The following is a 13,237-nucleotide window of genomic DNA, read 5'->3' on the forward strand; positions in this document are numbered from 1 at the left end:
CTCCAGTTTTATTTGTTCACCAGCTTGGCCGGCACGCGCATGATGATGATGGCGCCGATCACCAGGATGGCCGCCAGCAGGTAGATGGCGATGTCGGTCGACTGCGTCAAATCCTTGATCGAGCCGATCATGTAAGGCGCCGCGAAACCTGCCAGGTTGCCCACCGAATTGATGGCGGCGATACCGGCGGCGGCAGAGACGCCACCGAGGAAGGCCGTCGGCAAGCTCCAGAACATGGGCGAGGCAGCCAGGATGCCGCCGGCGGCGATCGTCAGGAAGAAGATGGCCCAGCCCGTGTTATGGGCGCCGGCCAGCGCGCTGCAGACGATGGCGGCGGCGCCGATGACCAGCGGGATGGCCATGTGCCAGCGGCGTTCGCGGTATTTATCCGAACTGCGGCCCAGCAAAATCATCGTGGCCACGGCAAACGAATAGGGAATCGCGGTAAACAAACCGATATTGAGCACGCCCGTCACGCCGGCCGCCTTGATCAGGCTGGGCAGCCAGAACGTCAGCGAATACTGGCCCATCACGCAGCAGAAATAAATCAGGGCCATGACCCAGATGCGCGGATCGGCGAACATGGCGCGGATCGACGGGTGCGACACCTTGCCCTTCGCTTCCGTGGCGATGCGCTGCTCGAGGATGACTTTTTCTTCTTCCGTCAGCCACTTGGCGGCGCGGATGCTGTTATCGAGGTAGAGCAGCACGGCCACACCCATGATCACGGCGGGGATGGCTTCGAGCACGAACATCCACTGCCAGCCCGCATAGCCATGCACGCCGGCGAAGGTTTCCATGATCCAGCCCGACAGCGGGCCGCCGATCAGGCCCGCCACGGGAATGGCCGCCATGAAGGTGCAGACCATGCGTGCGCGGCGCTCGGACGGATACCAGTAGGTCAGGTACAGGATGATGCCGGGGAAGAAGCCCGCTTCGGCCACGCCGAGCAGGAAGCGCATGATGTAGAACATGGTCGGCGTGGTGACGAACATGAAGGCGCCCGAGATGATGGCCCAGGTGATCATGATGCGGGCGATCCACACGCGTGCGCCGATTTTATGCAGCATCACATTGCTGGGTACTTCGAACAGGAAGTAACCGAGGAAGAACACGCCGGCGCCCAGGCCATACACAGTTTCGGAAAACTGCAGGTCGGCCAGCATCTGCAGCTTGGCGAAGCCCACGTTCACACGGTCGAGGTAAGCGACGATGTAGCACAGCATGAGGAAGGGGATGATGCGCCAGGTCACCTTGCGGTAGACGGCGTCATCGATGATTTTCTGGCTGGCGGCGGCGCCTGCCGGCTGCCCGGGCAATGCTTGTGATACGTCCATGCTTGTCTCCTGATCGCTGGGGGATCGACCGTGCCGGGTTTTTATGGTCCACGGGAGGTGGCTGGCAACTTGTCTAAAATTTGTATGGATGTATATTATGTGTGTGTTTTATGTGTGTCAAGCTGTATATTCCATATAATGGCAAGCAGGTAATGCCATTTGAAAACCGTTAGCGCAAGGATGCACCCGATGGACCGCACGTTCAGCTTCACCCTCCCCGCGCCGGAGCCCGCTGCAGGCAGCTTCACCACCGGCACCCTGGGTGCGCGGGTAGCGGCCCGCTTGCGCCAGCAGCTCCAGCACGATGGCCTGGCCGCCGGCACGCGCCTGCCATCGGAACAGGCGATGGCCGAACATTTCGGCGTGAGCCGCACGGTGCTGCGCGAAGCCATCGCCCTGCTGCAGGCCGAAGGCATCCTCGTCACGCGCAAGGGCAGCGGCACCTTCGTCTGCGCGCAGGATGGCGCGAAGGCCGGCGAACGGGGCGACGCGCTGACGGAGCAATCGGTGCAATCGCTGCTGAACCTGATCGAAGTGCGCCAGGGACTGGAAGCGGAAATCGCCGCGCTGGCGGCAGTGCGCCGCACGCCGGGCCAGCTGGCCGACATTGAGCACGCGCTGCGGCGCATCGAGGAAGCGGTGGCGGCGGGCGTCGACGGCGTGGAAGAAGACGTGCGCCTGCATCTGTGCATCGCCGAAGCGACGGGCAATCCCTACTGGCCGAAATTCGTCGCCATGTTCGCCGACCCGATCCGCTCGGCCGTCAAGGTGACGCGCGCGAACGAAGCGCGGCGCACGGACTTTTCCATCGAGGTGCGGCGCGAACATGAAAAGATCGTGCAAGCCATCGCCGCCGGCGACCCGCAGCTGGCGCGCCAGGCGGCCATGGAACACATGCAGCACGCGGCCGAGCGGGTGCGCCTGGCCGACCGCGAATTCTGGCGCGGCGACGGCGGCGCGCTGGCGCGCACCCTGGGACGCGATCCCATCATGCAGAAATAACGCGCGGGTTCAGGGATAGCCGGGCCGGCGCATGTGGAACAGGCTGTCCGGGCCGATCTCGAAATAATCGGCCGGCCCGCCGCCACGCAATATCGGCGCGGCGGCCGCCGTGTCATACACGCCCTCGACCAGCAGATGGCGCGCGATATGCACGCCCACCACTTCACCGAGCACCAGCCAGCTGCCGACGCCGTCGCCGTTCGCGCCCTGCAGTTCGATGATCTGCGTGCGCCGGCATTCGAACGACACGGGGCTTTCCGCCACCCTCGGCACCTTGACGATGCGCGAAGCGGCCGGCGTCAGGCCGGCCAGCGCGAATTCATCGACCTCGGGCGGCGCCGGCGCGCAACTGGCGTTCATGGCGTCGGCCAGCGGACGCGTGGCCAGGTTCCACACGAATTCGCCTGTTTCTTCGATATTGCGCAAGGTGTCCTTGCGGCCGATGCTGGAAAAACCGATCAGCGGCGGCGTGTAATTGAAGGCGTTGAAAAAGCTGTACGGCGCCAGGTTGAGCACGCCCCCGCCGCTGCGGGTGGCGATCCAGCCGATGGGCCGCGGCCCGACGATGGCGTTGAAGGGATCGTGCGGCAAGCCATGGCCCCGCGCAGGTTCGTAAAAATGGATAGGCTCGGCCACGCGGATTCCTGAAGTAAACGGCGCCGGGGATGGGCGCCTGGAATGACAGCTTACCAAAATCACCGCACGGGCGCGCTTTCCGGTACCCAGGGTGGCGTCATCCGCGCTCTGGCCGAAAGCTGTTTACAGCGCTGTTGTAAATTTGCATACTGGGATCCCTTCATCATGGCAAGCGTGGAACAGATGCGCAGCGACCTTGCACTACAAAAGCATGCTTTTTCTCTCGGCCGGCGGCCACAGGGCCGCACCATTGCCGCGATTGTCGTGCTGCACCTGGCACTGTTCTGGGCCGCAACGCGGCCGGTACACAGGGGACTGGAGCACGACGACCGGGTCTGGCTGCAATTGATACCGGCATTGCCGCCGGCAAGCAAATACATTCCTCCCATCAGGCGCGCGCCGCCGCCTGTCACCATGCACCGCCTGCCGGCCCGCCCCGCCAGTGCGCCGAACGTGTCGCCCCCAAAGGATGCGGTGCCCCCCGCGCCGCCGGCATCGGCGCAAGCATCGACGCAAACCAAGCCACCAGACGTTGACTGGCTGGCCGAAGCGGCGCCTGCCGCGCCAAAGACACCCTCCGGGTCGCTGGCGCAGCAGGCCTTGCTGGCCGCCGGCGCCATCGACCGCCAGTTGCGCGCCGAGCATCCGCAGGAGTTCGTGGCGCCGCCCGATACGGCGCAGACGCGCCTGGCGAAAGGCTTCGCGCAAGCGCATGCGGCGGTCAAGCCGAAGTGGTTCGAAGCGGCCCGCATCGAATTGTGGAGCGCGCCGAACGATCCCAAGCGCATCTACCGCGTCATCACGGCGACCGGCGAATACTGCATCTATTTGCCGGACAAGGGCAGCATGTCGCTGAACCTCAGCGCGCGATCCGGCTACGCCGGTTTTGGCGAAGGGACGGCGGCGCCTTGTCCCATCCGGTTTTAACGCGGTTAATACAGCGGCAATGCAGCACCTTCGCGTGGACATGTTTGTCCCAGCGCCTGCGCATCTGGATTGGCGCATTTTTTGCAACGCCGCCTTTGTCTGGCACATGTGGCATGCCGCACGCAAGGCCACATTTGTGTAGCCCCCATCCCCGGGCCTCGCTTATGATGGGGCAACTCAACCATTATCATTCCGCTACCGCCATGCCTACCCTTACGCTGCACCAGAAAGTGTTCCTGCTCCTGCTGAGCATCGTCACCATCGGCTTCGGCTGGATACTGGCGCCGTATGCGGGCGCCATCTTCTGGGGCGTGGTGCTGGCAATCCTGTTTGCGCCCGTCTACCGCTGGCTGCTGCGCAAGACCAAAGGACGCGCGGGCCTCGCTTCGCTGCTGACCTTGCTGCTCATCATCGTCATCGTCATCCTGCCCCTGTCGCTCATTTCCGTGTCGCTGGTGAACCAGGCGGCGGGCGTGGTGGAGATGGTGCGCTCGGGCGAAATCACGGTCGGCATGTTCTTCAACAAGATCATGGCCGTGCTGCCGCAATGGCTGATCAACCTGCTCGAACGCTTCAACCTGTCCAGCCTGGCGAGCCTGCAGGACAAGCTGGCCGATGGCGCCAAGCAGGTCAGCCAGGTGGTAGCCGTCAAAGCCATCAATGTGGGCCTGTACACGTTTGAATTCCTTACCAGCCTGTGCATCATGCTGTACCTGCTGTTCTTCCTCATGCGCGATGGCTCGACCCTGTCGGCCCGCATCCGCGACGCCGTGCCGCTGAGCCGCAAGTACAAGCAGCGCCTGTTCACCAATTTCACCACCGTGATCCGCGCCACCGTGAAGGGCAACATCCTGGTGGCGATCGCCCAGGGCGCGCTGGGCGGCCTGGCCTTCTGGTTCCTCGACGTGCCCGCGCCCCTGCTGTGGGCCGTGCTGATGGCTTTCCTGTCGCTGCTGCCCGCCGTCGGCGCCGCCCTCGTCTGGGCGCCCGTCGCCGTCTACTTCCTGGCCACCGGCGCCATCTGGCAAGGCGCGGGGCTGGCTGCGTTCGGCGTCTTCGTCATCGGGCTGGTCGACAACGTGCTGCGCCCCGTTCTGGTGGGAAAAGATACCAAGATGCCAGACTACGTGGTGCTGCTGTCGACCGTGGGCGGCATGGCCCTGTTCGGCCTGAACGGCTTCGTCATCGGTCCCGTGGTGGCGGCCCTGTTCATCGCCTCGTGGGACCTGTTTGTCTCGGCCAGCGAATTCCAGGCCGAGGACTGACGCCGGCCGCCAGCTGCCGCGCACGGACAAAAAAATGCGCCGGAATCGGGCGCCGCCGGCACTGTTACTTGTGCCGGCCAAAACAGGCCGGAGCCGCCTGGCGGCAGAGTGTCCGCGGGCGCCGGCCAGCCCCGGCAACTATTCACATGAGACCGCTTTTCGCGGCAACTATCATGTTGCCATGGTGTGATTTCAGCAACAACAGCGCAAATATAGTTTTTGACGCAGTGGGCGCCGCGGCGTAGTGTCGGTCCTCCCGACAACCACGTAACGAGGAGCCTGCCATGGCAAATCCACTGTGCTTAATGATGCCGGTACTACCCGGCACCAATCCGATCTCCATCGCCGCCGCGCTGCAGGAGTACCAGGCGAAGATCAATGCCGCCCTCACCGATATCGGTACCGTGCACTTTGCCCGCTTCGTCCTGTTTGACCGCGCCCAGGCCAATCTGCTGCCCAGCATTCACGCGGCAGGGCCTTCCGATACCCTCGTCATCGGCGTGATCACCGAGTATGACGGCAGCTTCAACGGCTACATCGAGGATTTCGTGGCCCAGCTGGGCGAGGTATTCGACGCGCTGCTGCAGTTTGTCGTCGGCGGCAAGGCGCTGATCCCCGTGACGAACCACGTGGCCGCTTTCGAAGCCTTCATCACCGCCAATGACGCTGCACAGCAGGTGCCCAACACGGGCCTGTACAGCGCCTATCCGCAGACGGTCCAGCAGATCCTCGCCTCGACCTGAGCAGCACGCCACGCCGGGGCTGCCCGAGCGGCCCCGTCACCTTGCCAGCCCCAGCCCCAGCCCCCGGAGAGACAGCATGGCCGATTCCATCATCGATTACGACGACGTGCAGGGCACGATCCTGCGCGGCTACCGCGTCAACCTGGCGCGCCATTTCATCCTCGGCATCACGGATGCGGCGCAGGCACGCGCCACCATCGCCGCCCTGCTCGACGGCAGCGACGGACTGCCGTCGATCACCACCGCGCGCCATATCTACCCGAAGCCGCCGTGCTTCCTGAACCTCAGTTTTACCGCGCCCGGACTGTCTGCGCTGGGCGTTGCAGCCGCCGACCTGGCGACCTTTGACCAGGCATTCCAGCGCGGCGCGGCCGATCCGGCCAGCGTCGCCGCCGTGGGCGACGTGGGCGACAGCGCCCCCGCACACTGGCTCGGCAACCTGGGGGCGGCCACCGAGGCGGGCCAGGTGCATGCACTGCTGAGCTTGTGGGTCAGTGAATCGGTGGAAGTGCTGGAGGCGACCTCGGCCACACTGCGCCGCGCCTTTGCCGCCGGCTGGCGCGAACTGTATGTGCACGACGGCGTGGCCCTGCCAGGCAACCGCGTGCACTTCGGCTACCGCGACAATATCGCCCAGCCGGATGTCGACGGTGCCCCGCCACGCAAGCACGAGCACGAGTCCGAACCTGATCCCCTCAACAGCGTCAAGACGGGGGAATTCCTGCTCGGCTATCCGAATGAAAACGGCGGCACCTATCAGGTACAGCCACCGCAGCTGTCCACCAATGGCAGCTATGCCGCCTTCCGCATCCTGGAGCAGGACGTGGCCCTGTTCGACAACATCCTGAGCGAGGCCGCAGCCAGTTCCGGCCTCAGCACCGAAATGGTGGCGGCCAAGATGTGCGGGCGCTGGCGCAACGGCAATCCGCTCGTGCTCAGGCCGGACGCGCCTGGCCCCGTGCTGCCCGACGCCAGCCTGAACCACTTTCACTATGTCGATGCCAAACAGCCGGAACTGGACGACACGCTGGGACTGAAATGCCCGATCGGCGCGCATATCCGGCGCAATAATCCGCGCGACGAAGGCGTCGTGGGCACCTCGGCCAGCCACCACCGCATCGTGCGGCGCGCCATGCCCTACGGCAGCGAATATGATCCGGTGACCCCCATCGCAGAGCAGCGGGGACTGGTCGGCTATTTCATCAATGCCAACCTGCGCAATCAGTTCGAATTCCTGATGCAGCAATGGAACGATGACGATACCTTCGTCAAATCGGCTGTCGGCCCGGCCGGTCCCGAGGCGGGCAATGCCACGCTCAACATCAGCGGCCAGGACGTGTTCCTGGGTATCAACGACCCGGCCGTCAGCTCCTTCACCTTGCCCGGCGTGGGCGCCAAGGGCAGCGGCAATATGACACTGCGGCATTTCTCGCGCAGCGTCATCACGCGCGGCGGCGTGTATTGCTTCTTCCCCAGCATCACGGGACTGCGCTACCTGGCCAGCCTGGGATAGGCTCTGCGGGCCAAGGAGGGGGACGGCTACGGCGCGGATCGCTTGCAGGGCGGCCGTCATTGATCTATCGTGGCAGCACGCGCGTGCTGCCACGCCTTGCACAGGAGATCCCACCGTGTCCCTCATCCTCTACGGCCATCCCTTTTCCTCGTACACGCAAAAGGTACTCATTGCCCTGTACGAGAACGCCCTGCCGTTCACCTTCCGCTGCCTGGCGCCGGACATGCCGCGGCACCTTCAAGAATGGCTGGAGCGCTGGCCGCTGCGCAAGTTTCCATTGCTGGTCGACGGCGAGCGCAATGTCGCCGAGACCAGCATCATCATCGAATACCTGCAACTGGCCCATCCCGGCCCGCGCCAGCTGCTGCCGGACGATCCGCTGCAGGCGCTGGAAGTGCGTTTTCTCGACCGCTGTTGCGATCTGCACGTCATGACGCCGGTGCAGCATGCCGTCAACGCGGCCCTGAGCGGCGACGCGGCGCAAACCCTGGCAGGCCGCGCCTTTGCCGCGGAAAAGCTGGACCTCGCCTATGCCTGGCTGGAAGCGCGCCTGGCCGGCAGGACGTGGGCCGCCGGCGAGCACTTCAGCCTGGCCGACTGCGCTGCCGCGCCGACGCTGTTCTATGCGGACTGGACGCAGCCGATCCCCGCCACGCTGCCACTGCTGCGTGCCTACCGCGCGCGATTGCTGGCCCGTCCATCATTCGCCCGCGCGGTGGAAGAGGCACGCCCGTACCGGCACCTCTTCCCGCTCGGCGCGCCGCAGCGCGATTGAGGCTGATCAGCCAAACACGGGACGGAAGAAACTGCGCTCGTAGCTGACGATACAGCGCGTCTCCTCGGCGTAGTGGAAGGCCGCCTGGCACTCGGCGTCCTGCAGCGAGTCGATGCGGTACTGTTCGTACAAGGCCAGGCTGGGGAAGGAAAACATGGCCAGCGCCACGTTGCTGGCGCCTTCCGATGGCAGGAAGTAGCCGTGGTGCCGGCCGCCGAAGCGCTCGACCAGCGGTATCCACAGCTTGCCGTAGGCTTCGAATTCCTGCAGTTTATAGGGGTCGATGATGTAGCGCAGATAGCAGGTGATCATGGGTTTTCCTTGTATGGATTCAATTCCGTCAGCAGGCCCGTTTCCCACGAGCCGATGGCGGCCAGTGGCGTGCCCGGCAGGAAGGCCAGCGCGCAGGGGTAGGTAAACGCGTGTTCGGCCAGCACGCCGAGGCCGGGCCAGGCGTAGAACAGCAGCTTGCCCCTGCCGATGCGTCCCAGCGCGCTGCCGTCGGGCAGCCAGCGCAAGGCGTCGCCCGTGCCGGCGCCCGCTTCCACGGGAACGCTGGCCAGCTGGCGGCCATCGTCCAGCGCATGCACGGACAGATATTCCTGGCCGCCGGCGTAATGCAGCACGGCCAGGCGCTCACCGTCAGGCGATGGCGCGCACGATGCCAGCTTGGGCAGCGACAGCGCCACGCGGCCGGCATCGGCCTGCGGCGGCCAGTCCCACACGCTGCAATAGTCGGGCGGCTGCACCTGTCCTTCTTCCACCGATTTGACGCCATGCAGGACCAGCAAGCGCCGTCCGCCATCGATCAGCCAAAGTCCGCGCAGCATCTCGCGCGGATGCTCCTGCATGCTCAAGACCTGGCCCGTCTGCGCATCGCGCACCCGCAGGCGGCCATCCCAGCCGCCGTCCGCAAGATAGCGACCGCAGGCCGACCATGCGGGGCCGCAGCCTTCGCCATCCTTCTTGTTCTGGAAATTCAGCAGCAGCTGGCCCGCGAGCGCATCCACCACGGCCATCTGGCCCGTCGTGCTCTTGACGGCCAGTCGGGCGCCGTCGGGCGAGAACGCCATGCTGGAACAGTGGGCGATGAATTTGCCGCGCCATACTTTCTGGCGCGTAGCCACGTCCCACACGACCAGGTCGCGCCCCAGCACGGCCAGGCGCGTGCCATCCGGTGAAAACTGCACGCTGTAGCTGCAGCCCAGCTTGAGGGGCTTCGCGCTTGCCGTCATGGACGCGCCAGGCGGTACACCACGCTGTCGATGTCGTAGTGGCGCTCCATGCCCACGTACTGCATGCCCAGGCGCGTCATGACCTTGATCGAGGCGGCGTTGTCCGGGTGCGCCACGGCCACCACTTCGGGCGCGCCGACGACGCCGAACGCATGCGCGACGATGGCATTGGCCGCCTCGCTCGCATAGCCCTTGCCCCAGCCAGCCCGCGCCAGGCGCCAGCCGATTTCGTGCGGCTGCGTCTTGTCGCCGCCGATATGCTGCAGGCAGGCCAGTCCTACCAGCACCTCGTCTTCAGTGCGCATCAGGGCCCACCACGAATATCCCCACTCGGCCCAGCGTCCCATGATGCGGGCAACGGCGGCGCGCGTATGCTCTTCCGTCTCCGGCTGGCCCGCGTTAAGGTAGGTCATCACTTCGGTATCCGAGTTCATGGCGTGCATGGCGTCGTAATGCTTCTCTGTGACGGGTTCGAGGCGCAGGCGCGCCGTGTGCAGGATAGTCATGGCATTTCCTTGGACGAAAAAAAAGACGATACACGATCGTCTTTTTTTCGCCAACACGCAAGCAGTGATTACTTGCTCGACTCGCCCTTCTTGATCCACGCCGCCAGCTGGTGCGGACGCAGGCCGTCGTAATCTTCGAATGGCTGGTGGATCCACGGGTTGTGTGGCAGCTCGTCGAGGAAGTAGTCTGGACGCACGACGGAGCAGCCCTTCAGCCAGATCACGGCCGATTTGACTTCGGTCACGCCCGGGAAGTTGTCTTTCAGGTGACGCGTGACTTTATCCAGCGTGACGCCCGAATCGGCTAGGTCGTCGACCAGCAGGATGCGGCCGGCCAGCGGGCCCTTGGTCATGGTCATGTACTTGGCGATATCCAGGTCGCCCTGGGTGGTGCCCTTGTCTTCGCGGTAGGAGCTGGTCGACAGGATGGCCAGCGGCAAATCAAAAATGCGCGAGAAGACGTCGCCAGGGCGCACGCCGCCGCGCGCCAGGCACAATACCTGGTCAAATTTCCAGCCCGATTCGTGGACCTTGAGCGCGAGGCGCTCGATCAGGCGGTGGTACTCTTCCCAGTTGACCCAGAGATGTTGATCGTTCGATTGTGGGGTAGTCATGATAGTGGAATCTTGTTATTGGCTTGATTAAAAAAATCCGCCTTGCGGCGGATTGTGTCCAGCAGCTTATTCGAATGGGTGGCGCAGCACGATCGTTTCTTCACGATCCGGACCGGTCGAAACCATGTCCACCGGTACGCCGACCAGTTCTTCGATGCGCTTGATGTAAGCGCGCGCCGTTGCTGGCAGGGCCGCCAGCGATTTCGCGCCGACGGTGCTTTCCGTCCAGCCCGGCATCTCTTCGTACACCGGCACGCAACGGGCGGCTTCTTCAGCGCCCGACGGGAAGATGTCCGTGGCCACGCCGTCGATGGTGTAGCCGGTGCACAGCTTCAGCGTTTCGATACCGTCGAGCACATCCAGCTTGGTCAGGCACATGCCCGTCACGCCGTTGATCTGCACCGAGCGGCGCAGCAAGGCGGCATCGAACCAGCCGCAGCGGCGGGCACGGCCCGTCACGGTACCGAATTCATGGCCGACTTGCGCCAGGTGGTGGCCGACGCCCGCATCCGTTGGCAGTTCCGACGGGAACGGGCCGGAGCCGACGCGCGTCGTGTAGGCCTTGGTGATGCCCATGATGTAGTGCAGCATGCCAGGACCCACGCCCGAACCGGCGGCGGCATTGCCGGCCACGCAGTTCGACGAGGTGACGAATGGATAGGTGCCGTGGTCGACGTCGAGCAGGGAACCTTGCGCGCCTTCGAACAGCAGGTTGGCGCCGGCCTTGTGCGCCTTGTACAGCGCGCTCGACACGTCGGTAACCATCGGACGCAGGCGCGGCACATAGGCCAGCGCGTCGTCGAGGGTCTTCTGATAGTCGACCTTCGGTGCTTTCAGGTAGTTTTCCAGCACGAAGTTATGGTAATCGAGGTTTTCCGCCAGCTTTTCGGCAAAGCGCTTCTCGTTCAGCAGGTCGGCAATGCGGATGGCGCGGCGCGCCACCTTGTCTTCGTAGGCCGGGCCGATACCCTTGCCGGTGGTGCCGATCTTCGCATCGCCACGCTTGGCTTCACGCGCCAGGTCGATCGCGGTGTGGTAAGGCAGGATCACGGGCGCGGCGTCCGACACTTTCAGGCGCGAGGCGACTTCGACGCCGACGGCTTCCAGCTTGTCGATTTCGCGCAGCACGTCCGGCACGGAAACGACCACGCCATTACCGATGTAGCAGGCAACGCCTGGACGCATGATGCCCGACGGGATCAGCTGCAGCGCGGTTTTCACGCCACCGATGACCAGCGTGTGGCCTGCATTGTGGCCACCCTGGAAGCGCACCACACCTTGGGCGTGATCGGTCAACCAATCGACGATCTTGCCTTTACCTTCATCGCCCCATTGGGTGCCGATGACAACGACGTTCTTTGCCATAATTTTCTTTGACATCACTTAACCTAAGTTTTTAAGAATCCAGCTACTACCATTATCGGCAAGTACCAGCACGCGATCGCACTCGAACTCGTCTTGTTCATTACTGTGACCCGGCATACTCTGGATCACGACCTCGCCCGCCTTGCGCAACTCGGCGATTTTTTCCTTCAATTCTGGCGCGCTGCCCCATGGGGCGCGGATCGAATGCTTCCGTTCCGCCGTTGGGAGCAGGCGCGCCAGTTCGCGCAAATCGAGCGAGAAGCCGGTCGCGGGACGTGCCCGGCCGAACGCTTCGCCGACGTGGTCATAACGGCCGCCGCGCGCAACCGCGTTCGGCAAGCCAGGTACATACAGCGCAAACATCGCGCCACTTTCATATTGGTAGCCGCGCAGGTCGGCCAGGTCGATCGCCACTTCGGCGCGGCCCAGGGCGGAGCCTGCGAGCGCGGCCAGTTCAGCCAGCGCCTTCAGCACGCCCGGCAACGGCGGCAGCACTTCGCGCGCTCGCGCCAGCACGTCGATGTCGCCGTACAGGCCGGGCAAGGCCAGCAGCGCATCGCGCGTCACGGCATCGTAAGATGCGGTCAGGGCGCGCAAGCCAGGCGCATCTTTCGCGCGCAGCAGGGTGTACAGGGCAGCTTCGTCGCGCACGGCGGCGGCGTCTTGCGCAATGATAGCGCGCAACAGGCCGACGTGCGACAAATCCAGGCGCACGCTGTCAAAACCGGCCAGTGCCAGCGAGGCGAGCGCCAGTTCCTGGATCTCGGCATCCGCCTCCAGGCCGGCGTGGCCATAGATTTCGGCGCCGATCTGCAGCGGCTCGCGGGTGGCGTGCAAGCCCGATGGACGGGTATGCAGCACGCTGCCGGCGTAGCACAGGCGCGTGACGGTGGCACGGTTCAGCAGGTGGGCGTCGATGCGCGCCACTTGCGTGGTCATGTCGGCGCGCAGGCCAAGCATGCGGCCGGACAGCTGGTCGACCAGCTTGAACGTGCGCAGGTCGGTATCCTTGCCGGCGCCGGTCATCAGCGATTCCAGATACTCGAGCAGCGGCGGCATCACCAGTTCATATCCGTACAGACGGAAATTGTCCAGCATGAGGCGGCGCAGCTCTTCGATCTTGCGCGCTTCCGACGGCAGAACATCGGCAATATTTTCGGGCAAAAGCCAATTCGGCATGAGGGAGCGAGATACGGAAGAAAGTTGAAAAATGCATCATGCGAGGCAGCGGCGGGCGCGCCAGGCAAGAGGCCGAACCTGATATTTTACGCGAAAACACGGGCCTTTAGGGATAAGTTCTCCGATTTGCTGCCGCGCAG

General features: G+C 64.3%; 14 protein-coding genes. 6 read left to right on the plus strand and 8 right to left on the minus strand.

Annotated elements, in window-relative coordinates; translation table 11 throughout:
* Nucleotides 1–8 precede the first annotated feature (8 nt).
* On the minus strand, nt 9–1,337 hold the full coding sequence (locus ACQ4WR_RS14935) for an MFS transporter (RefSeq protein WP_436488147.1): 1,329 nt from the start codon (nt 1,335–1,337) through the stop codon (nt 9–11).
* A 189-nt stretch (nt 1,338–1,526) separates the two neighbouring features.
* Here ACQ4WR_RS14935 and ACQ4WR_RS14940 point away from each other — a divergent pair, with 189 nt between their 5' ends.
* Nucleotides 1,527–2,339: a FadR/GntR family transcriptional regulator gene (locus ACQ4WR_RS14940; protein ID WP_102296654.1), complete on the plus strand. Its 813-nt coding sequence runs from the start codon at nt 1,527–1,529 to the stop codon at nt 2,337–2,339.
* A 9-nt stretch (nt 2,340–2,348) separates the two neighbouring features.
* Here the strand turns inward: ACQ4WR_RS14940 and ACQ4WR_RS14945 are convergent, their stop codons facing one another.
* Nucleotides 2,349–2,975, minus strand: coding sequence for a flavin reductase family protein (locus ACQ4WR_RS14945; RefSeq protein WP_436488149.1), 627 nt, complete (start codon nt 2,973–2,975; stop codon nt 2,349–2,351).
* A 165-nt stretch (nt 2,976–3,140) separates the two neighbouring features.
* On the opposite strand from ACQ4WR_RS14945, the gene ACQ4WR_RS14950 reads away from it, so the two are divergent.
* From ACQ4WR_RS14950 to ACQ4WR_RS14970, 5 genes are all read left to right on the plus strand, one after another.
* Nucleotides 3,141–3,902: a hypothetical protein gene (locus ACQ4WR_RS14950; RefSeq protein ID WP_436488151.1), complete on the plus strand. Its 762-nt coding sequence runs from the start codon at nt 3,141–3,143 to the stop codon at nt 3,900–3,902.
* Nucleotides 3,903–4,105: 203 nt separating this feature from the next.
* The gene (locus tag ACQ4WR_RS14955; RefSeq protein ID WP_102296649.1) at nt 4,106–5,167 is read left to right on the plus strand and encodes an AI-2E family transporter; all 1,062 of its coding nucleotides are present in this window, start codon (nt 4,106–4,108) and stop codon (nt 5,165–5,167) included.
* A gap of 284 nt (nt 5,168–5,451) precedes the next feature.
* Complete coding sequence (locus ACQ4WR_RS14960) at nt 5,452–5,910, plus strand: hypothetical protein (protein WP_146012446.1); 459 nt, start codon at nt 5,452–5,454, stop codon at nt 5,908–5,910.
* A 76-nt stretch (nt 5,911–5,986) separates the two neighbouring features.
* Entirely contained in the window at nt 5,987–7,423 is a 1,437-nt protein-coding gene (locus ACQ4WR_RS14965; RefSeq protein WP_436488154.1) for a Dyp-type peroxidase, read from the plus strand.
* A 115-nt stretch (nt 7,424–7,538) separates the two neighbouring features.
* Nucleotides 7,539–8,198 carry a glutathione S-transferase family protein gene (locus ACQ4WR_RS14970; RefSeq protein ID WP_436488156.1) on the plus strand — a complete coding sequence of 220 codons (660 nt, stop codon included), beginning with the start codon at nt 7,539–7,541 and terminating at the stop codon, nt 8,196–8,198.
* Nucleotides 8,199–8,204: 6 nt separating this feature from the next.
* Here ACQ4WR_RS14970 and ACQ4WR_RS14975 read toward each other — a convergent pair whose 3' ends face one another.
* The 6 genes from ACQ4WR_RS14975 to ACQ4WR_RS15000 all read right to left on the minus strand — a co-directional run bounded on the left by ACQ4WR_RS14975 (nt 8,205) and on the right by ACQ4WR_RS15000 (nt 13,097).
* Entirely contained in the window at nt 8,205–8,510 is a 306-nt protein-coding gene (locus ACQ4WR_RS14975; protein WP_436488158.1) for an NIPSNAP family protein, read from the minus strand.
* Entirely contained in the window at nt 8,507–9,433 is a 927-nt protein-coding gene (locus ACQ4WR_RS14980; RefSeq protein ID WP_436488160.1) for a WD40 repeat domain-containing protein, read from the minus strand. The genes ACQ4WR_RS14975 and ACQ4WR_RS14980 overlap by 4 nt, the downstream gene beginning before the upstream one ends.
* Nucleotides 9,430–9,939, minus strand: a complete 510-nt coding sequence (locus ACQ4WR_RS14985; protein ID WP_436488162.1) for a GNAT family N-acetyltransferase — start codon at nt 9,937–9,939, stop codon at nt 9,430–9,432. Before ACQ4WR_RS14985 ends, ACQ4WR_RS14980 begins: the two co-directional genes overlap by 4 nt.
* A 68-nt stretch (nt 9,940–10,007) precedes the next feature.
* Nucleotides 10,008–10,553, minus strand: a complete 546-nt coding sequence (locus ACQ4WR_RS14990; protein WP_092795180.1) for a phosphoribosyltransferase — start codon at nt 10,551–10,553, stop codon at nt 10,008–10,010.
* 66 nt (nt 10,554–10,619) lie between these two features.
* The gene (locus tag ACQ4WR_RS14995) at nt 10,620–11,933 is read right to left on the minus strand and encodes an adenylosuccinate synthase (RefSeq protein WP_034752021.1); all 1,314 of its coding nucleotides are present in this window, start codon (nt 11,931–11,933) and stop codon (nt 10,620–10,622) included.
* A gap of 3 nt (nt 11,934–11,936) precedes the next feature.
* Nucleotides 11,937–13,097 (minus strand): ATP phosphoribosyltransferase regulatory subunit, encoded by a 1,161-nt coding sequence (locus ACQ4WR_RS15000; RefSeq protein ID WP_102296637.1) that lies wholly within the window; start codon nt 13,095–13,097, stop codon nt 11,937–11,939.
* Nucleotides 13,098–13,237: the final 140 nt, after the last annotated feature.

The sequence above is a fragment of the Janthinobacterium amylolyticum genome, from assembly GCF_051380655.1.
In the GTDB taxonomy this organism is placed as follows: Bacteria; Pseudomonadota; Gammaproteobacteria; order Burkholderiales; family Burkholderiaceae_D; genus Janthinobacterium.